The sequence below is a fragment of the Kineosporia succinea genome, from assembly GCF_030811555.1.
Lineage (GTDB): Bacteria > Actinomycetota > Actinomycetes > Actinomycetales > Kineosporiaceae > Kineosporia > Kineosporia succinea.
Window position 1 is genome coordinate 6,188,603 of the sequence record NZ_JAUSQZ010000001.1, and the last position, 19,526, is coordinate 6,208,128.

Consider the following 19,526-nt stretch of genomic DNA (forward strand, 5'->3'; position numbering starts at 1 on the left):
CGGCCGTGCAGGTACACATCCAGACCCTCATCGGCGGCCTGTCGCTGGGCGCCATCTACGCCCTGGTGGCCCTGGGCTTCTCGCTGGTCTACCGCACCATGGGCCTGGTCAACTTCGCCCACGGCCAGGTCGTCATGATCGGGGCGTTCACCGCCTCCACGTTCTACATGACCACCCGCCTGCCGTTCTGGCTCGCGATCGTCACGGCCTGCCTGGTCACCGGCCTGCTCGGCCTGGTCATCGAGCGGGTGCTGCGGCCGCTCGAGGGCCGCGACTTCGACCTGATGCTGATCGGCACCATCGGCTTCGGCGTCATGCTCGAGGCGCTGGCCGTGATCATCTGGGGCGCGACCGGCCGGGCCGTGCCCTCACCGATCACGACCCAGCCCCTGGACATCGGCGGGATCCGCATCCGCACCTACAGTCTCGTGGTGCTGGCCGTCGCCGCGGCGGCCACGATCGCGCTGGTGCTGTTCCTGCAGCGCACCCGGCTCGGTGCCGCCATGCAGGCCGTGGCGATGGACCCGGAGGCCGCCACCGCGGTCGGTATCCACGTCGGGCGCAGCAACGCGATCGCCTTCGCCATCGGTGCCGGCCTGGCCGCTCTCGCCGGTGGCCTGGCCGGGCCCCTGCTCTACGTGAACGCCACGCTCGGCGGCACGATCGGCATCAAGGGGTTCGCGGCGGCCATTCTCGGCGGGTTCGGCAACGTGCAGGGCGCGATCCTGGGCGGTCTGGGCATCGGCATCCTCGACGCGTTCGCGGCCGGGCAGTTCGAGGGCTACTCCGAGCTGGTCGTGTTCGTGGTCTTCGCGGTGCTCATCATGATCGTGCCGACCGGGATCTTCGGGGAGAGGACGGTGAACCGGGCGTGAAGCGCACAGCGCTCGTGATAACAGGCCTGGCTGCGCTCCTGCTCCTGCTCCTGCCCTACACCCTCGGCCCCTACGCGATGCACGTCGCCGACGTCACCGTGCTGTTCGCCCTGCTGGCCATCGGTCTCGGCCTGGCCATGGGCATCGCCGGGCAGATCAATCTGGCCCAGGTCGCGTTCTTCGGCATCGGCGCCTACACCGTCGCGATCCTGACCACCGAGCACGGGTACGGGTTCTGGGTCTCGGCGGTGCTCGGGGTGCTCGCCACGGTGCTGTTCGGCCTGGTGGTGGGGTTGCCCGCGCTGCGCGTGCAGTCGCACTACCTCGGCATCGTCACCCTCGGCCTGGCCCTGGCGTTCACCAGCTGGGTCACGAACTCCTCGATCACCGGTGGGGCCGAGGGAATTCCGGGCATCCCGGCGCCGTCTTTCCCGGGCGTCGACCTGTACGACCAGTACCTGTACTACTACCTCGAGATCGGCGTGTTCGCAGCCGGTCTCGCGTTCGCGCTGTTCCTCGTCGGCACCCGGCTGGGCCGGCGGATGAAGGCCATGCGCGACGACTCGATCGCGGCCGGCTGCCTCGGCGTCAACGTGCCGTTCCTGCGGCTGCTCGCGTTCGGCGTCGCGAGCGTCTACGGCGGGGTCGCGGGGGTGCTGTACGCCGGGCTGATCCACTACGTCTCGCCCGAGTCGTTCAGCATCGCCACCATGTTCCTGCTCCTGGCCATGGTGATCATCGGCGGACGCCAGAGCGTGTGGGGCTGCGTCATCGGTGCGGTCGTGCTCGCCCTGATCCGCGAATGGCTCGTCGACGCAGCGACCTACGCGCAGCTCGGGTACGGCACGGTGGTGGTGCTGGCCGTGGTGTTCGCGCCGACCGGTCTGGCCGGTCTGCCCGCCCGTCTTCCCTGGTTCCGCAGTCACCCCGACCGGGCCACCCTGCGTCCCCTCGCCCTCCAGACGGTTGACGACGCACTCAGCCGGCCCGGCGCGTCCGTCGGCATTTCGGAGGTGAGCAAGAACTTCCGCGGTCTGCAGGCTCTCGACCGGGTGAGCCTGAGCGTGGCGCCGGGCAGCATCCGCGGTGTCGTCGGGCCCAACGGCTCGGGCAAGACCACCCTGCTGAATGTGCTGTCGGGGCTGTACGTCCCGTCGTCGGGGCGGTTCACGATGGATGACGACGACCTCACCGCCTCGAGCGCGGCGAGACTCTCGCACCGGGGAGTCGCGCGCACGTTCCAGAACCTGCGCCTGTTCTCGGCTCTCACCGTGCAGCAGAACGTGATGGTGGCGCTGGACCGTTCGCGGTCGGTGTCGGTCATGGCCTATCTGCTCGCGCCCTGGCGGGTTCTCGGCGACGAGCGGCGTCTGCGGCGGCGCTCGGCCGAGATCCTCACCGAGTTCGGCATCGCAGAGTACGCCCAGGAGCGGCCTTCGGCCCTGCCCTACGGAATCCAGCGCCGGGTCGAGCTGGCCCGGGCGATCGCGGGCGACCCGCGGGTGCTGCTGCTCGACGAGCCGGCGGCCGGCCTGAACGGGCAGGAGGTCAGCGAGCTGGCCTCGATCGTGCGCGCGATCCGCGACACCGGCGTCACCGTGATCCTGGTCGAGCACAACATGGGCCTGGTCATGTCGCTGTGCGACCAGGTCACGGTGATGGCGCAGGGCACGGTGATCGCCGACGGCCCGCCCGCCCGGGTGGTCACCGAACCGGAGGTCGTCGAGGCCTACCTGGGCGATCTCGTACCCGACCCCGACGGAGGGCTGACGACATGATCACGGTTGCCCCGCGTCCTCTCGTGGTGGAGGACCTGCGCGTGCGGTACGGCGGGGTGCTCGCCGTCGACGGGGTCTCGTTCACCGTCGAGCCGGGCCGCTGCCTGGGCATCATCGGCGCCAACGGGGCGGGCAAGACCTCGACCCTGAAAGCGGTGATGGGCCTGGTGTCCCGCTCGTGCACCGGCATGAAACTGGGGGACGTGGACCTGGCCCGGGTGCGTGCGCGGGACGTGGTGCGGCACGGGATCGGGTACGTGCCGGAGGGACGTCACGTGTTCGGCGGGCTCACCGTCGCCACGAACCTCGAGCTGGGCGCCTATTCGAGGCGTTCGGGGCTGCGGGAGCGTCAGGAGGAGGTGTACGAGCTGTTCCCGGTGCTGGCCGAGATGCGGCGCCGGCTGGCCGGGGCGCTGTCGGGCGGGCAGCAGCAGATGCTGGCGATCGGGCGGGCGCTGATGTCCGGGCCCGACCTGCTCATCCTCGACGAGCCGTCGATGGGCCTGTCGCCGAAACTGGTCGGGCAGGTGCTGGAATCGCTGCTGGCCCTGCGGGAACGGGGCCTGTCGGTGCTGCTGGTCGAGCAGAACGCGTGGCTGACGTTCGAGGCCAGCGACACCTGCCTGGTGATGGAGAACGGGACGGTGGCACTGGCCGGTTCGGCGGGGGAACTGCGGCACGACGAACGGGTGCGAAGGATCTATCTGGGGCTGTGAGCCGCCGGCTGGTTCTGAGCAGTCTCGAATAAGTGCCGGGGGTGGCGCCGGGGGAGAATCGCCGCGGACGTACGTCCGCCGGTCGTTCAGCCGTGGTGCCCGTTCCGCCGAGAGGGGCCAGAAGATGAGCCAGTCGTTGTCCGGTCAGGTTTCACCCGTGCCGCCCGAGCCACCCGCGCGGGAGCGGTCGTCCCTCTTCGTCAGCGGCGTCTTCCCCCGGCACCGCGGGCGCCTCCTGGCGCTGTCGGCGGTGGCGGGGGTGCTGCTGGCGTACGTGTGGTCGGCGGAGTTCGTGGACAACCAGATCGGATCCCGCGCCGCGGACGCCATTCTCGGGCACGACGCGGCCGCGACCCCGATCGCCGGGCTGCTGTCCGGCACGGTCTTCGCCTTCGTGACCGGACTGGCCGGCACGTTCACGGCCTGCAACATCGCGGTTTTCGGGGCGGTCGGGCCGCTGGTGGGGCAGGAGCAGGACGGGCCGGGCCGGCTGCGCCGCACCCTGGCACCGATCGGGTGGATCGCGGCCGGCATGATCCCGGTCTCGGCGCTCTACGGGGTGCTGGTCGGGGTGATGGGCACCCACATGCCGCAGTTCTCGCTCACCCGTGAGCCCGGCCTGCAGCCCCGGATCGTGCAGGCCATGGTGGTTTTCGGGATCATCGGGCTGGTGATGATCGTGCTCGGGCTGGCCGCGGCCGGTCTGGTGCCCGATCCGCTGGCCGGGGTGTCACGGCGTTTCCCGCAGGCGCCGCTGGTGCTCATGGGCGTGCTCATCGGCGCCTTCCTCATCGGCCGGCCGTACCCGTTGTTCCGGCAGCTCTTCCACGACGCGGCCGAGAAACGCAACCCGCTCTACGGCGCCACGGCCTTCACCCTCCAGTCGCTGGGCAACATCCTGATCATGGCGGTGCTCGTGCTGGCGCTGGCCTATCTGACGGGTGAACGGCTGCAGAGAGCGCTGGCGCGCAACCCTTCTCGCGTCGCGGCGGTCACGGCCGGGGCGTTCCTGGTGGCCGGGGTGTTCATGGTCGTCTACTGGGACCTGCGCATCCTCGGCCGTTTCGACTACATCTGGTTCCCGACCGCGCCCTGGAACTGAGCCCGGCCTCAATCGCCCCGGCGCTGCCGGTAGGCGCGGGTCTTGTGACGGTTTCCGCAGACCTCCATCGAGCACCAGCGCCCGCCGCCGCTGCGGGAGGTGTCGTGGAAGGCCCATCGGCAGTCGTCGGAGGCGCACAGTTTCAGCCGGCGCCAGGTGCCCGCCGCCACGCTGACCGCGACCGTCTCGACGATGGTGTCGAGCGCGGGGACGCCCGTGGCGGCGGTGAGCCGCAGGGCGCCGGTGGGGCCGGGGGTCAGGTGCAGCGGGAATTCGGTGAGGGGTGAGGGGGTGCCGTCACCGAGGGCTGTGCGCAGGGACTCGCGCAGTGACAGGGCGGTGCCCAGGGCGGTGGGGGACGTGGTGGCGGGCAGGTCGTGCGCGGCGAACCACGCGGACAGGGCCTGTGCGGACGTGAGGTCGTCGGTGCTCACGTGGTCGTGCCCGTGCCGGCTGAAGGAGCGCAGGTCAAGCGTGTTCACGAACTCCTCGACCAGCCCCAGATCCGTCACGACACCACTATAAGCGATATCTGGTGTTGACCGAAGTCGACACCGGCTTTAGGTTTCAGGGGTGTCGAATACATCGAGTCCCCTGCTTCAGGTCGCCCCCGAAGAACTCGACGACCTGACCGCCCGCCTGCGCCGCACCCGGTTCGCGCGTCCGTGGCCCCTCGAGCCCTGGCGGGCCGGTACCGGCGGTGACGACCTGCGCCGCCTCGTCACCTACTGGGCCGACGGCTACGACTGGCGCGCGCACGAGAGGCGGATCAACGCCCTGCCGCACCATTTCGCCGACCTCGACGGCACCCCCGTGCACTATCTGCGCTACGACGCCGAGCGCGAGGGCGCCCTGCCGATCGTCGCGACCAACGGCTGGCCCAGCTCGTTCCTGGAGATGACCGAGCTGGCGCAACGTCTTTCGAACCCCTCCCGGTACGGCGGCCGGCCCGAGGACGCGTTCACCGTCATCGTCCCGAGCATCCCCGGGTACGGTTTCTCCCCGCAGCGGCCGACTCTCGACGGAACGCCCACGCACGAGCTGTGGCACCGTCTCATGCGCGACGAGCTCGGCTTCACCCGCTACGGCGCGCACGGCAGCGACCTCGGCGCGGGCATCACGGGGCGCATGGGCCATGCCGAACCCCTCGTGGGCATCCATCTCACGGCCATCGACAACGCCCCCCGCCCCTTCGAGACCGAACTGACGGACGCCGAGCGCACCTACCAGCGCGCGTGGGCGAAGTGGGTGGCCGACGAGGGGGCCTACGAACACCAGCAGGGCACGCGCCCGCTCACCCTGGCCCAGGGGCTGGGTGACTCCCCGGCGGGTCTGCTGGCCTGGATCCTGGAGAAGTACCGGGCCTGGAGCGACTGCGGCGGCGACGTGTCCACCCGCTTCAGCGACGACTTCCTGCTCACCCAGGCGTCGCTGTACTGGTTCACCGACACGATCTCGACCTCGTTCCGCCCGTACTACGAACGCGCCCGGGCCGGCAGCGTGCAGCACGTGAAGGTCGAGGTGCCCACCGCCGTGGCGGTTTTCCCGGCGGACCTGGGCGCCCCGCCGTTGCGCAGCTGGGCCGAGCGGATCTACCACCTCACCCGCTTCACCGAGATGCCCCGGGGCGGGCACTTCGCCGCCCACGAGGAACCCGAGCTGCTGGCGAACGACATCACCGCGTTCTTCCGGGAGCTGGGCTGATCCGGCGCGCGGCGATCGGCAGTTCAAGTACAAGGTTTCTTTGTATAAAATCGCGGCATGGCCGAATCCACCTCCTCGCCGGGGCGTGCTGCGAAGGGGGCCGACTCGCAGCGTCCCGATGAGGCGCGCACCCGCCGCGACGAGGTCCTGGCGTCGCTGCGGGCTCGCCGGGAACCGGCGAGCATTGTCACCCTGGCCTCTGAACTGGGCTTTCACCCGAACACGGTGCGGTTCCACCTGGACGCGCTGACCAGTAGCGGTCAGGTGGAACAGGTCACGGTGCCCCGGTCCGGCCCGGGGCGGCCCGCACTGATGTTCCAGGCCCACCGCGGCATGGACCCGGCCGGCCCGCGTAACTACCAGCTGCTGGCCGAGGTGCTGGTGGACGATCTGGGCGACGACCCGGAGCCCGGCCGCCGGGCGCTGCGGGCCGGGGAGGCCTGGGGTACGCGGCTGGGACGGGCGCGAGCGGGAGCGGCCGACGGGACGGAGCCCCTGATCGGGCTGCTCGGCGAGCTGGGGTTCGCGCCCGAGCTGCGGGCCGGGGGAACCCAGGTGGGCCTGCACCACTGCCCGTTCCTGGAGCTGGCGACCGACCGCTCGGCCGTGGTGTGCCCGCTGCACCTGGGCATCGTGCGCGGGGCGATGGCCGAGCTCGATCCCTCGGTGCGGGTGGAGGGTCTGGATCCGTTCGTCGAGCCGGACCTGTGCCGTATCCGGCTCTCCCGCTCGTGAGCGAGGCATCCGAACGCTGGTGAGAACGGCCGGTGAGAACGAAGGACGCCGGGCGCGCGGGGAGGGGGCCGCGGGCCCGGCGTCCGGTCTCGGAGCGGTCAGCCGGCCTGCTGCCAGGTGTCGGAGCCGAAGACCTCGTAGTGGATGCGGTCTTCGGGCAGGCCCCGTTGCAGCAGACCGGCCCGCACCACCTGCATGAACGGGACCGGACCGCACAGGTAGGCCTCGGCGTCCGGAGGCAGGGGGATGTCGGCGGTCGTCACGCGACCGGCACGAATCTCGGTGTGGTGCACGGCGTCCAGGGTTGTCGGGTCCTCGTACCAGACCTGGTGCCGGAAGTCCCGCATCCGGGATCCGTGGTGCAGCACCTCCGCCCGCAGCGGGTGACGCTCGGCGCTGCGTTCCGCGTGCACCATGACGACCGGGCGCTGCGGACGTGAACGGGCCAGGTGCCCGAGCATCGAGGCCATCGGGGTGATGCCCACGCCGGCGCTGATCAGCAGCAGGGGCGTGGTGCCGGGGGGCGGGGTGAGGTTGCCGAACGGAGGGCTGACCGGCAGCTTGCTGCCCACCGGGAAGTGGTCGATCAGGTGGCCCGAGACCAGGCCGTCGGGCCGGCCGTTCGTTCCGCGGACCCGGCGCACCGTGATCCGCAGCGAGTCACCGCCCGGGGCCCGGGACAACGAGTACTGCCGCAGCTGCCGGCCGCCGTCGGGCAGGTCCACCGCCACGGTCACGTACTGCCCCGGCCGGAAGTGGGGCGCCGCAGCGCCGTCCAGCGCCGTCAGGACGAAAGACACCGTGTCGAGCGCCTCCTCGTGGCGCTCACTGATCTCGTAGTCGCGGAAGCTGCTCGTCGGATCGACGCCCTGCGTGGCGTACAGGCGGGCCTCCACCCCGATGAACCTGCAGGCCATCAGCCAGTAGACCTCGTCCCAGGCGGCAGCCACCGTCGGGGTCAGCGCATCGCCCAGGACCGTGCCCACAGCGCGCATCAGGTAACGCCCGACCAGGGTGTACTGCTCCGGCTGGATGCCCAGCGAGGCGTGCCGGCCGGCCACCCGCTCGAACATGGCGTGCATGGGCGGCCCGGCGCCGATCAGGCTGAGCGCGAACCCCGCGACGGCCCCGGCCAGGGCCCGTTTCTGCTGACCGCTCGCCTGCGCGCTGCGGCTGAAAATGTTCCACAGCTCCGGGTTCTCGCTGAGCATCGAGTCGTAGAACTCGGACGAGATCTCGTCCAGGTGGGCGGCGACGACCGGGGCGGTGGCGCGGATGACGGGTTCGTGAGCCGAGGACAGCACGGCGTTCTCCTCAGGGAGACCAGATGGAGGCTGATTGCCTACCCCTTATTTATACAAAACACAGTTGTATTTATTCAAGTAGCGGGACGAACGCAGCGCTCGCTCTCGCGGCGGCGGAACGTCATGAGGTGGCTGGAACGCCCACCTCTCGGCGCCCATGACCTGCCCCGAGTCTGAATCGCCGACGCAGCCACCGGCATGCGCGCCGCCATCGGGCACCATGGCCGGATGCGCCTTCACGCCGACGAAGCCAGAGACCGGTTCGCCGCGGCCCGGGTCGCCCGCCTGGCCACCGTGTCGGGGGAAGGCGTGCCCCATCTGGTGCCCGTCACGTTCGCCGTGCTGGAGCGCCGGATCGTCTTCGCCGTCGACGACAAACCCAAGACCACCACGCAACTGCGCCGCCTCGAGAAACATCACGGCGCAACCGGCGGTGTGCCTGCTGGTGGACGAGTACCACGACGACTGGACCCACCTGTGGTGGGCGCGCGCCGACGGAGCCGCCACCATCCACGACAGCGACGAGGCCGCCGTCGACGCACTCGCCGCTCGCTACCCGGCCTACCAGGAGCGCCGGCCCTGCGGTCCGGTCGTGTCGGTCGAGGTGAGCCGTTGGAGCGGCTGGAGCTTCACCCCGCCCGACGGCCACCGATCGCACTGATGTCCTTTCCGCGGGCACCGCACGGGCTGAGGGCGGTGGTGGTTTCCGGCGTTCAGCAGGTCTCGGGCGCCGGTTGGGTGTACGGGTTGTAGGTGTAGTTCAGGTCGAACGGGGTGGCTGACCTGTGGTAGATCCGCATCAGCAGCGCCGGATCGGTAGCCAGTGCGCCGTGCGGCAACTGGTCGCTGTGGTCGTCCCAGCGCCACGGCGCGTTGGCGGCGTTCGCATTGAAATTGTCTCCCCGGAAGACGCCCCAGCTGGCAAAGGTTTTCGGGCAGTTGCGGTGCTGCCACAGCCCGCCGGGGGCGAAGATGCTGACCAGTTCGTAGTCGGGCTTGGCGATGTCCACGTCGTTCGGCACCTGACCGGTGGCTCCGGGCCAGTACTCGACGCGAGAACCGCTCACGTACCGGCCCAGCGGGGGCGTCCAGTCGTCTCGGTGGGCGACCCGGACGGCGTGTGACTTGGGGTCGATGTCGATCAGCGGGCGGCGCGGGCCGACCGTGGGCATCGGGAACCCCACGGTGCTCCCGCCCCGCGTCAGGGGCTCGATCATCAGCCGGCCGTCGATGCTCTCGGTGAGCTTGGACAGTTCGCTGCCCTCGGGAGTGAACGAGAAGAAGTCGTGGTGAGCCACCGTGACCGCGGCCTGCAGCGACCCGACGGGGGTGCCGTCCCGTTTCACCGTGAGCAGGACGCCCTCCATGTCGTTCTCGTGCTTGTCGTAGGTGTTCCAGCCCTGCGACTCCCAGTCTCGCGGGTGGTAGAACGCGTACAGCACGAACCAGTGCGAGGGGGTCTCGACCACGGAGAAGTAGGCGGTGCCCTTGAGCAGTTCCCGGCGGTCGGCGTTCTCCCAGTTGTTCCGGGTGTCCCAGTCCCCGTCGTAGTCCACCGGTGCCAGATAGTCCCAGTGCCTGGTCGGTGCCGTGCGCTGGAGAATGTACGGCGCCCAGTACGAGGCCACGAACCGGTCGTACGGGCGCTCGGTCACCACCGGAGGTGGTGGTGGCGGCGGTGGGAGCGGTGGTGCGGTGACGGACGAGAGCTCGGCGTACGCCGCCCGGACGTTCGAATCGCCGCCCTCCAGGGCCGTGAACCGGATCCGGAGGTCGTTCAGGCGCGCCTGCTCCAGTGCCGGCAGCGGGAGGGAACGCCACGTGTACCCCTGCCCGGAGGGGACAGTCGTGGTGGCGATCCCGGCCCCGAGGCTGACGGCCTCGACCCGCAAGCGGGTGCCGGCACCGGTATTGGCATAGAACCAGAGCACCGGTGTGGCCGTCCCGGCACCGATCGCGTGGTCGGCCAGGTGCATCTCGGTCACCCGGCCGGGCTGGGAGCCGTAGATGAAGTCGTCGTGCTCGACCGGTGCCGGCTGCCGGACGTCGTCGTCGACCGCCGACCAGGCCGGGCCGGTGGTGCCGGTCCACTGCCGCAGGACGTCGGCCGTCGGCCGCAGGACCACCCGGGCCTGTGCCTGTGCCGGGCTGGACCCCGAACCGGTGGACGTCACGGTGAGGGCGACGGCGACGGCGAGGCCGACGGCGATCAGCCGGCCAGGACGCATACGGATCCATCGAGTCATCGGGCATCCCTCGGTGATCGTGATCGAGCTGATGTGAAGGCAGCCTGACCCACCGAGGACGGGGCCATGAGGAGTACTCGTGGGAAACCCTTCGCGGTCCCGCCTCGGACGTGGGTCACTCACGGGCCGTCCGTCGAAGAGGACGTCGTGGGACGATCCTCCGCCGGCCCCGTCCGCGGCGCCCCGCCATCGGCGACGAAAGAGGTTCGCATGCGCGCCCTCAGTGAGCATGTCAACGTGTACGACGATGCTCTGGAGATGTGGGACGCCAAGGGTTTCGACCTGTGGTTCGACGAGAGTCAGGATTCGTCCTTCTGTCAGAAGGACGGGTGGGACTCCATGGCCGACGACCCGATCGGGCTGCTGGGGCTTCCCGGGCATCGTTGTCGCCGGATAGCGTCGGCACCAGGCGTCCGTCACTCCTCCCGCCGGAGGGCATCATGGCCGAACCCCGTCTTCCCCCGCGCTGGTTCATCCGTCTGGCCTGGCAGGTGCACCGGCGGCTTTACCGCTGGTCGGGCGGGCGGCTGGGTCTGCGGACGCCGGGGGAGGGGCGCTACGGCCTGATGCGCCTGACCACGCTCGGGCGCCGCTCGGGGACGCCGCGTCCGGTGATCCTGGCCTATCTGGAAGACGGCCCGCTGCTGCACACACTGGCCATGAACGGCTGGGACGCGCCGGAACCGGCGTGGTGGCTCAACCTGCGGGCCGCGCCGGACGTGAGCGTCGATCTGCCCGGCGGCCCGCGCGAGGTGCGCGCACCGGAGGCCTCGCCCGAGGAACGGGAACGGCTGTGGGAACAGTGGCGCCACGTGGACCGGCATCTGGATGCCTACGCGGCCCGGCGGCCCGGCCCGACGGCCGTCGTGATCCTGGAACCGCGCTGAGCGCGCGTGAGGACCGGGCGTCGACGACCGCGAGAACGACGATCACGCCCCGCCGTCCGGAGCACGACTGCGTAGGCGATCGTTCACCACGCCGGGGAGAGAACCCGGTCCACGGAAGGGTTCACCTGCGCGACGGGGACCGGCCTCGAGCCACACCTCGAGCCCACGATCCACCGCCGGTGAGAGATCCCGTTGGGTGACCCGCCGGCTCCGGCTGCCCCTCGTCCGAGGGGCAGCCGTGCGTCCGCGGAACTCAGTTGACGGTGATGTTCTCGGCCTGCGGGCCCTTGTTGCCCTGACCGACGTCGAAGGTCACCGACTGCCCCTCCTTGAGCTCGCGGTAGCCGCTGGCGGTGATGTTGGAGTAGTGGGCGAAGACGTCCGGGCCCCCGCCGTCCTGCTCGATGAAGCCGAAACCCTTTTCGGCGTTGAACCACTTGACGATTCCGGTGGCCATGGCCATTCCCCCAGGGGCGCTCGATGGACGGCGCGGATCGGCGCCGCCACGCGTTCGTGTGAACGCCGAGAGTGACCATACCGAAGTACTCGCGAGAAATCAGGATTGCCGGCGATGCCGGTCCGGGTCGCAGATTCGCGCCCTCCCTCGCCCGGTCCGGTCGGAGGTCGTCCGTGCGTGACGGAAGGCGTTCGGTCGTCCCCGGCGCGGGAACCATTGCCCTGAGGCCGTCCGGTATGCCACCTTCTGCACCACAGGGCGACTCGACGGGGAGGAGTGCCTCTTGTTGGCGGACGTGACGATCGTGGGCGCCGGGGCAGCGGGCCTGGGTGTGGCGGCACAGCTGAAGCGCCACGGGGTGGACAGTGTCGTCCTCGAACGGGGGGACGGTGTCGGGGCCAGCTGGCGGGGCCGCTACGACCGTCTGCGTCTTCACACCACGCGGCCGCTGTCCGGACTGCCCGGCCTGGCGATCCCTCGCGGGTACGGCCGGTGGGTCCGGCGCGACGACCTGGTCAGCTACCTGCAGACGTACGCCGAGACGTTCGGTCTCGACGTGCGGACGGGCACATCCGTGGAGCGCATCGAGGCGGCGGACGACGGCATCTGGGCCCTGCGCCTGGCCGACGGGACCACCCACCGCACCCGCGTCCTGGTCGTCGCCGTCGGATACCTGCACACCCCCGTCACACCGCAGTGGCCAGGGCGTGAAACTTGGCCCGGGACCATCATTCACTCGTCCCGGTACCGCAACGCCGAGCCGTTCCGGGGCCAGGACGTTCTGGTCGTCGGGTCCGGCAACAGCGGCGCCGAGATCGCCACTGACCTCGCCGAGGGCGGCGCCGCGTCGGTGAGTCTCGCGGTGCGCACCCCGCCGCACATCGTCCCCCGCGCGGTCGCGGGCTGGCCCGCGCAGATGAACGGCATCCTCCTGGGGGACCTGCCGGAGCGGGTCTTCGATCCCCTGGCGGCCGGGCTGATGCGCGTCCAGATACCCGATCTGCGGCCGTACGGACTCCCGCGCCCGGCCGAGGGACTCAAGAAGCGGCTGCGCACCGCACGTTACGTGCCACTGCAGGACGTCGGGATCGTCGCGGACATCCGGCAGGGGCGAGTGCGCCCGGTCGCCGCCGTGCAGAGTTTCACCGCCGAGGCGGTGGTCCTGGCGGACGGCACGAGCCTGCGTCCGGACGCCGTCGTGGCGGCCACCGGCTACACGACGGGGCTGCGTGACCTCCTCGCCGATCCGGAACTGCTGGACGCCGAGGGACTTCCGCTGGTGCACGGGGGAGCGCCCGCCCGGCCGGGGCTGTACTTCATGGGCTACGACGTGACGTTGGGCGGGATGCTGCGCCAGGTCCGGATCGAGGGCAAGCGCGTGGCCGCGAGTATCGCCCGGTCGGCACGGCCCCGTGGTGCTGCCTCTGGCCGGGACCGGTCGAACTGATCGCCGAGCGCGTTACCGTGGCACGATGACCGGCGCGTACCTCCGGAGTGATGAGTTCCGTGGTGCCCGCACCATCAGGCCGCAGCGTGACCCGGACCGGCGCTGAAATCCGAGGCCGTGAATCGCCGGGAGCCAGTAGTTTGCCCGGTATGACCGGTGGGAGAGTACGTGTCGCGACCTTGTCGGATCTCGACGCCCTGATCGAGCTGCGCACCGAGATGTTCCGGGCCACCGGTGAGCACACGGCCCACCCGGAGTGGCCCGGCCGGGCCGCGCGCTGGTTCACCGCCCGCATCGACCATCCGGATCACCACCTGAGCGTCGTGGAGGTCCAGGGGCAGGCGGTGGCGTGCGCCCTGGGTTCCCTGAGCGAGTCCCAGCCCCGCCCGGCCCGTCCCTTCGGTCTGGACCTGCACGTCAGCAACGTGGTGACGCTGCCGGAGTTCCGGGGGCGTGGGCACGCGGGGGCGGCTCTGCGGGCCGTCCTGGATTGGGGACGCTCGCGGCCGGGACCGGTGCGGGCACGCCTGTTCGCGACGCCCGAGGGCAAGAGCCTGTACGAGCGGGAGGGTTTCCGGGTGTCGGCCTGGCCCTCCATGGGGGCGGAGCTGAGCTGAACCGGACGGCGCAGCGGCCCTGCCCGCCACGCAGCGCCCGGCTGTCGCGGCCGGCCCGGTTCCGGGCCGGCCGCTGCGGCACCCGGTGACACGCCTCGCGCCCGGCACTGTCCCTACGCCGGCCCGGCGCTGCCTCGGCCCTGTTCCGGCACGTCAGAGCCTCCGACCGAGGCCGAACGGGTGGCCCGGACTCAGCCCGGCTCACCGCCCCGTCGATCCAGCCACGGTGAGCGCTGCCCGCCCGGAGGCCCTGTTCCGCCTGCACCTGGTCACGGGTGCGGTGCTGTCGGTGGTGTGTGTCTGCCTGCCGCGCAGCCTGGGCCGGGACGGCCTCTACACCCTCATCAGCTGTGGGTGCGTGGTCATGTTCGTCGTGGGCGTGCGGCGTCACCGGCCGGTCCGCGCCCGCAGCTGGTGGCTGATCACGGCCGGGCTCGTGGTGTGGGCCGCCGCCGACCTGCTCTGGGCGGTCTACACCTGGATCCTGGACATCTCCCCGTTCCCCTCGCCGGCCGACGTCCTCTACCTGACCAGCTATGTCCTGATCGCCGGGGGATTCTGGAGTTTCGTACGGGCCCGGCGCGGGGAGAACGAACGCGAGGGGCTGACGGACGCGGCCATCTTCACGGTCGGGTGCACCCTGATCAGCTGGGTGCTGCTGATGCGCCCCGGGCTGGAGGCGGCCCAGGGCTCGACGACCGCGCAGGTGCTGGCCGCCGCCTATCCCCTGGGTGACGTGCTGATGCTGGCTCTGCTGGTGCGGCTCCTGACCACCAACGGGGCGCGGAACGCGGCTTTCCGCTGGCTGGTGGCCGGCAACACGCTGCTGCTGATCGCCGACAGCGCCTACCAGTACACGACCCGCACCGAGACCTACACCGCCGGGCTCATCACGTTGCCGTGGTTGCTGTCGTACGTCTGTTTCGCGGCGGCGGCGCTGCATCCCTCGATGCGTCACATCACCGACGGCACCGGCACCGACGAGACGGCCCACTTCACCCGGGGGCGGCTGGTCGCCCTGACCGTCGCGAGCCTGGTGGCGCCCGGGACCCTGCTGCTGCAGCTGACGTTCGCCGTGAGTATCGCGGCCTGGGCGGTCGGGCTCGCGTCCGTCGTCCTGTTCCTGCTCGTGGTGTACCGGATGTCCGGACTGCTGACGCGACTGGACGCCCAGGCGTCCCAGCTGGCTGCTCTGGCCCGCACCGACGCGCTCACGGGCCTGCCGAACCGGCGCACCAGCGACGCCGAGCTGCAACGTCTGCAGACCCGGGCCCGCACCGAGGGGGTCCCCCTGTGCGTGGGGGTGCTGGACCTGGACCGCTTCAAGGCGTTCAACGACACCTACGGCCACCAGGCCGGCGACGGGCTGCTCGTGACGGCGGCCGCCGCCTGGCACGAGCATCTCGAATCGGCGCGCGTGGGAGTCGGTCTGGGCCGATCGATGATGCTGGGCCGATGGGGCGGGGAGGAGTTCGTGCTGCTCCTGCTGGGGCACGACCTGGCCGGTGCCGCCGCGGTGCTGGATTCCCTGCGCGCCACCACCCCGGCGGGCCAGACGTTCTCGGCCGGAGTGGCGTGCTGGGACGGGCTGGAGTCGGCGGGCGAGGTCTTCGCGCGGGCGGATGCGGCTCTGTACACGGCGAAGAGCTCAGGACGTGACCGGGTGCACGCGGCCGCGTCCGCCCCGGCGGCCCCGGTCTCGGTGGACGATCCCCGGTCCGGGGAGACCCTGGGCCGGTCCTGACCGGGTGAGGCGAAAGCGGCCCATGGGGGACGTGGTGGTAGCCGCGCGGGGGACCGTCGGGACAGCGGGTCGCTCACCCGGAACAGCCTGAACCGCAGACGCGTTCGGCGTCGCACGCCGGGTCAGAGGGCCTCGCCGGGAAGGGGCCCGGCGAGGTAGTGCGCGAACACGGGTGTGAGCCAGCCGATGAGCTCGTCGTCCGTCAGGTCGGCCAGGGCGGGGATGCCGATGATGTGCCGCGCGACCGCGATCCCGACCAGGTGCGCGCCGATGAGGCTGATGCGCTGCTCGGGACGGTCTTTCGCCAGCGGGCTCAGGCCCGGGCGGACGTGGTCGAGGAAGACGTCCCGCAGGGTCTCGGCGGCGGCGGTGTTCGACGCGGCGGCCCGGAGCAGCGGCAGCAGGGGACCGTCCGGCCCCCAGAGACTGGCGAACAGCGGGACCAGGACCCCGGCGGCCTCCTCGGGCTCGACCCCGGACAGGTCCGGGATCTGGATCCTCAGCTGCGCGGCGGCCGTGAACAACCCGTGCTTGTTGCGGAAGTAGTGCATGACCAGCGCCGGGTCGACCCCCGCGGCACCCGCGACGGAGCGGATCGTGGTGCGGTCGAAGCCGTTCTCCCCGAACTGGGTGCGCGCGGCGGTCAGGATCGCCGCGCGGGTCGCCTCCGGATCCACCGATCTCGATGCCACGGCCGCAGTCTACGCGGTCAGTTCAACGCTTGTTGACAGCCCGGTGGGCCCGGCCTAGTTTGGATTCAACGCTTGTTGAACTGAATGGGGGTTCAGACATGCACGCACCAGCGAACGAGGTGCCGGTGGACGTCCTCGTCGTCGGCGGTGGGCCGGTGGGCATGACCGTCGCCGGAGACCTCGCCGCTTACGGGCGATCCGTCACCGTCCTCGAGAAATGGCCCCGCATCAACCCTTCCAGCCGTGCCTTCGCCACCATGGCCCGCACCCTCGAGATCCTCGACAGCCGCGGCCGGGCCGACGACCTACTGGCCACGGGCAGCACCGCCACCCGGGTCAGCCTCTTCCGCCGCGCCCGCCTCGACCTCGGCCACCTGCGCTCGCACTACCCGTACGTCCTGGTCACCCCGCAGACCAACGTGGACCAGGCCCTGGGCCGCTACGCGCTCGAGGCCGGCGCCGACATCCGGCGGGGCGTCGAGGCCGTCGGCCTGACCCAGGACGCGAACGGCGTGAGGGTGACCGCCCGCCCCAAGGGTGACCCGGACCCGGCCCGGCAGCAGACGTTCCGTGCCCGCTACGTGGTGGCCTGCGACGGGGCCCACAGCACGGTCAGAAGCCTTCTGGACCTGCCCTTCCCCGGCCGCGCGGTGCTGTCGTCGGTGGTCCTGGCCGACGTCAGGCTCACCGACAGCCCCGTCCGCGAAGGCCTCCTGCTCAGCAACACCCCCCACGTCTTCGGCTTCCTGGCGGCCTACGGGCGAGAGGACGCGGGGGGCCAGTGGTTCCGCTCGATGACCTGGGACCGTGGGCACCAGGTCGAGGACTCGGTACCGGTCGGCGACGACGAGATCGTGGCCGTGCTGAACCAGGCGATGGGCCGCGACGTCGGCGTCGCCGAGATCGGCTGGCACTCGCGCTTTCACAGCGAGGAACGCCAGGTGCCGCGTTACCGGGTGGGCCGGGTCCTGCTGGCCGGCGACGCCGCCCACATCCACTCGCCGGTCGGCGGCCAGGGGATGAACACCGGCATCCAGGACGCCGCGAACCTCAGCTGGAAACTGGACGCCGTCCTGGGCGGCGCCGACGACGCCGTGCTCGACACCTATCACGCCGAACGCCATCCGATCGGCCGGCGGGCCCTGCGCCGCTCCGGCCTCCTGATGCGCGCCGTCACCCTGCGCTCCGCACCCGCCCGCGTCCTGCGTGACCGGATCGCCCCGCTGCTGCTCAGCTTTCCGCGCACCCGCGACCGGATCGCCGGGAGCCTGGCCGGGACGGAACTGCGCTACCGCCGCCCCCGGGGCGCGCACCCGCTGGTCGGGACCCGGGCCACCGAAGTGCCGCTGGCCGAAGGCCGGCTGACCGAGGTGCAGCGCCGCCCGGGGTGGGTGCTGGTCACCGGGCAGAACGACCCGCAGGCCCGGACCGGGCCGGACGGCATCCGGCGGGTCCACCGCACCGACGCCGGGCCCTGCCTGCTGGTACGCCCCGACGGGTACATCGCCTGGGCCGGCCCGGAGGGCGACGGCACCTGGGTCAGCACCTGGGAACGGTGGGCGGGCCCGGCGCGGATCGAGCGCATCAGGTAGAGGATCGGGCTCCCGCCAAAGGGGTAGGATCGGCGCATGAGCGACCTCGGGGACTTCCTGCGCCACAGTCGTTCTCGCATCGAACCGGCCGAGGCCGGGCTCGCCGGGGGCACCCTGGGGCGCCGGGTGCCCGGCCTGCGCCGCGAGGAGGTCGCGGTGCTGGCCGGGGTCAGCGCCGACTACTACGCCCGCCTCGAGCAGGGGCGCGAGCGCAATCCCTCCGCCCCGGTCGTCGACGCCATCGGCCGGGCTCTGCACCTGAGTCCGGAGGCCCGCGAGCACCTGTTCCGCCTCGCGGCGCTGAACCCCCGTCCGGCGGTGGTGCCCCCGCCCGAGCTCGTCGCTCCCGCGTTGCTCGACGTGCTGGAGGCCTTCCCGTCGGCGGCGGCCTACGTCCTGGGCCCGGCGCTGGACGTGCTGGCCGAGAACGCGATCGCCGGGGCGCTGCTGTCCCCGTTCGGTCGTGAGCGCAGCATGCCCCGCATCCTGTTCACCCATCCGCAGACCGCTACCGTGTTCACGGGCTGGGAGATGCTTCGCCGGGCCACGGTTCACGCGCTGCGGCTGAACGCGGGGCGCTTCCCCCACCACCCGGCCATCGGGTCGCTGGTGCAGGAGCTGACGGCGAGTTCCCCGGAGTTCACGGCGCTGTGGAACGATCACGAGGTGGCCGCCCTCACCCGGGCGTTCAAGGTGTTCGTGCACCCTGACGCCGGGCGCATCGAGCTGACGTACCAGACGTTCGAGGTCGACGACGCGCCGGGCCAGCAGCTGCTGGTCGGCACCCCGGCCCCGGGATCGCCCAGTCAGGAGGCACTGGCGTCCCTCGCGCCGGCGGGCCGGACGTGACTCAGCCCTGGGCGGTGGGCCGGATCACCAGTTCGTTCACGTCCACGTCGGCCGGCTGCCCGATCGCGAAGGCGATGGCCGCCGCGATTGCCCCGGGGGAGATGGCCAGCTGGTCGGTGGCGGCCCGGGCCGCCTGCTGCGCCTGAGGGCTGCCTCCGGTGTGGGTGAGCTCGGTGCGGGTGAAGCCGGGGCAGACCACGGTGACCCGCACGTCCTGGCTCTCCTGCCGCAGCCCTTCGGAGATGGCGCGCACGGCGAACTTCGTGGCGCTGTAGACGGCCGCCGTCGGGTCGACCCGCAGCCCGGACACGGATGCGACGTTCACGACATGCCCACCGCCCTGCGCCCGCATCACCGGCAGCACGGCGGCGATGCCGTGCAGGACACCGCGGACGTTGACGTCGATCATCTGGTTCCACTCGTGCAGGCGCCTTTCGTGCAGGGGCGACAACGGCATGACGCCGGCGTTGTTGACCAGGACGTCGATCCGCCCGAACTGCTCGAGGGCGAGGTCGGCGAAGGCCTGTACCGAGTCCGGATCGGTCACGTCGAGGGACGCGTGGCGCACGTCGGCGCCGTCGGCCCGGAGTGAACCGGCCAGCTCCGTGAGGCGTTCGGTGCGACGGGCCCCGGCCAGCACCCGGTGACCCTCCCGGGCCAGCCGGGCGGCGGTGGCCGCGCCGATCCCGCTGCTGGCGCCGGTGACGAGGACGACCTTGGACTGTGTGCTCATGAGGGGTTCCTTCCGGAGGGGGGTTGCGAGAACTCCACCGCAACCGTC

At 71.3% G+C, this 19,526-nt stretch carries 18 protein-coding genes and 1 pseudogene; 13 read left to right on the forward strand and 6 right to left on the reverse strand.

What is annotated here, in order from left to right:
* Nucleotides 1–5 precede the first annotated feature (5 nt).
* The 4 genes from J2S57_RS27320 to J2S57_RS27335 all read left to right on the forward strand — a co-directional run bounded on the left by J2S57_RS27320 (nt 6) and on the right by J2S57_RS27335 (nt 4,471).
* Nucleotides 6–875 (forward strand): branched-chain amino acid ABC transporter permease, encoded by an 870-nt coding sequence (locus tag J2S57_RS27320; RefSeq protein WP_307248163.1) that lies wholly within the window; start codon nt 6–8, stop codon nt 873–875.
* Nucleotides 872–2,653, forward strand: a complete 1,782-nt coding sequence (locus J2S57_RS27325; protein ID WP_307248165.1) for a branched-chain amino acid ABC transporter ATP-binding protein/permease — start codon at nt 872–874, stop codon at nt 2,651–2,653. Before J2S57_RS27320 ends, J2S57_RS27325 begins: the two co-directional genes overlap by 4 nt.
* Nucleotides 2,650–3,369, forward strand: a complete 720-nt coding sequence (locus tag J2S57_RS27330) for an ABC transporter ATP-binding protein (protein WP_307248167.1) — start codon at nt 2,650–2,652, stop codon at nt 3,367–3,369. Before J2S57_RS27325 ends, J2S57_RS27330 begins: the two co-directional genes overlap by 4 nt.
* 124 nt (nt 3,370–3,493) lie before the next feature.
* Complete coding sequence (locus tag J2S57_RS27335; RefSeq protein WP_307248169.1) at nt 3,494–4,471, forward strand: hypothetical protein; 978 nt, start codon at nt 3,494–3,496, stop codon at nt 4,469–4,471.
* Between the two features lie 8 nt (nt 4,472–4,479).
* On the opposite strand, the gene J2S57_RS27340 is transcribed toward J2S57_RS27335, so the two are convergent.
* Nucleotides 4,480–4,983: a CGNR zinc finger domain-containing protein gene (locus tag J2S57_RS27340; protein WP_307248171.1), complete on the reverse strand. Its 504-nt coding sequence runs from the start codon at nt 4,981–4,983 to the stop codon at nt 4,480–4,482.
* A gap of 61 nt (nt 4,984–5,044) precedes the next feature.
* On the opposite strand from J2S57_RS27340, the gene J2S57_RS27345 reads away from it, so the two are divergent.
* Nucleotides 5,045–6,175 (forward strand): epoxide hydrolase family protein, encoded by a 1,131-nt coding sequence (locus J2S57_RS27345; protein ID WP_307248173.1) that lies wholly within the window; start codon nt 5,045–5,047, stop codon nt 6,173–6,175.
* A 57-nt stretch (nt 6,176–6,232) separates the two neighbouring features.
* The gene (locus J2S57_RS27350) at nt 6,233–6,910 is read left to right on the forward strand and encodes a helix-turn-helix transcriptional regulator (RefSeq protein ID WP_307248175.1); all 678 of its coding nucleotides are present in this window, start codon (nt 6,233–6,235) and stop codon (nt 6,908–6,910) included.
* Nucleotides 6,911–7,008: 98 nt separating this feature from the next.
* Here the strand turns inward: J2S57_RS27350 and J2S57_RS27355 are convergent, their stop codons facing one another.
* Entirely contained in the window at nt 7,009–8,214 is a 1,206-nt protein-coding gene (locus J2S57_RS27355) for a globin domain-containing protein (protein WP_307248177.1), read from the reverse strand.
* A gap of 228 nt (nt 8,215–8,442) precedes the next feature.
* Between J2S57_RS27355 and J2S57_RS35445 the strand changes: the two are divergent.
* Nucleotides 8,443–8,875 (forward strand): annotated as a pseudogene (locus J2S57_RS35445) (TIGR03668 family PPOX class F420-dependent oxidoreductase).
* Between the two features lie 52 nt (nt 8,876–8,927).
* Here J2S57_RS35445 and J2S57_RS27370 read toward each other — a convergent pair.
* Nucleotides 8,928–10,460, reverse strand: coding sequence for a hypothetical protein (locus J2S57_RS27370; protein ID WP_307248183.1), 1,533 nt, complete (start codon nt 10,458–10,460; stop codon nt 8,928–8,930).
* A gap of 440 nt (nt 10,461–10,900) precedes the next feature.
* On the opposite strand from J2S57_RS27370, the gene J2S57_RS27375 reads away from it, so the two are divergent.
* A complete protein-coding gene (locus J2S57_RS27375; protein WP_307248185.1) occupies nt 10,901–11,347 on the forward strand; it encodes a nitroreductase/quinone reductase family protein in 447 nt (148 codons plus the stop codon).
* Nucleotides 11,348–11,600: 253 nt separating this feature from the next.
* Here J2S57_RS27375 and J2S57_RS27380 read toward each other — a convergent pair whose 3' ends face one another.
* On the reverse strand, nt 11,601–11,804 hold the full coding sequence (locus J2S57_RS27380; protein ID WP_307248187.1) for a cold-shock protein: 204 nt from the start codon (nt 11,802–11,804) through the stop codon (nt 11,601–11,603).
* A gap of 283 nt (nt 11,805–12,087) precedes the next feature.
* On the opposite strand from J2S57_RS27380, the gene J2S57_RS27385 reads away from it, so the two are divergent.
* The 3 genes from J2S57_RS27385 (at nt 12,088) to J2S57_RS27395 (ending at nt 15,612) form a co-directional block, all read left to right on the forward strand.
* The gene (locus tag J2S57_RS27385; protein WP_307248189.1) at nt 12,088–13,251 is read left to right on the forward strand and encodes a flavin-containing monooxygenase; all 1,164 of its coding nucleotides are present in this window, start codon (nt 12,088–12,090) and stop codon (nt 13,249–13,251) included.
* 149 nt (nt 13,252–13,400) lie between these two features.
* The gene (locus J2S57_RS27390) at nt 13,401–13,868 is read left to right on the forward strand and encodes a GNAT family N-acetyltransferase (RefSeq protein WP_307248191.1); all 468 of its coding nucleotides are present in this window, start codon (nt 13,401–13,403) and stop codon (nt 13,866–13,868) included.
* A gap of 226 nt (nt 13,869–14,094) precedes the next feature.
* The gene (locus tag J2S57_RS27395; protein ID WP_307248194.1) at nt 14,095–15,612 is read left to right on the forward strand and encodes a GGDEF domain-containing protein; all 1,518 of its coding nucleotides are present in this window, start codon (nt 14,095–14,097) and stop codon (nt 15,610–15,612) included.
* A gap of 122 nt (nt 15,613–15,734) precedes the next feature.
* Here the strand turns inward: J2S57_RS27395 and J2S57_RS27400 are convergent, their stop codons facing one another.
* A complete protein-coding gene (locus J2S57_RS27400) occupies nt 15,735–16,304 on the reverse strand; it encodes a TetR/AcrR family transcriptional regulator (protein ID WP_307248196.1) in 570 nt (189 codons plus the stop codon).
* A 98-nt stretch (nt 16,305–16,402) separates the two neighbouring features.
* On the opposite strand from J2S57_RS27400, the gene J2S57_RS27405 reads away from it, so the two are divergent.
* Both J2S57_RS27405 and J2S57_RS27410 read left to right on the forward strand, forming a co-directional pair.
* Nucleotides 16,403–17,896 (forward strand): FAD-dependent oxidoreductase, encoded by a 1,494-nt coding sequence (locus tag J2S57_RS27405; protein WP_307248198.1) that lies wholly within the window; start codon nt 16,403–16,405, stop codon nt 17,894–17,896.
* Between the two features lie 36 nt (nt 17,897–17,932).
* Nucleotides 17,933–18,745, forward strand: coding sequence for a helix-turn-helix transcriptional regulator (locus J2S57_RS27410; protein WP_307248200.1), 813 nt, complete (start codon nt 17,933–17,935; stop codon nt 18,743–18,745).
* A gap of 1 nt (nt 18,746) precedes the next feature.
* On the opposite strand, the gene J2S57_RS27415 is transcribed toward J2S57_RS27410, so the two are convergent.
* The gene (locus tag J2S57_RS27415) at nt 18,747–19,478 is read right to left on the reverse strand and encodes an SDR family oxidoreductase (RefSeq protein WP_307248202.1); all 732 of its coding nucleotides are present in this window, start codon (nt 19,476–19,478) and stop codon (nt 18,747–18,749) included.
* Between the last annotated feature and the right edge of the window lie 48 nt (nt 19,479–19,526).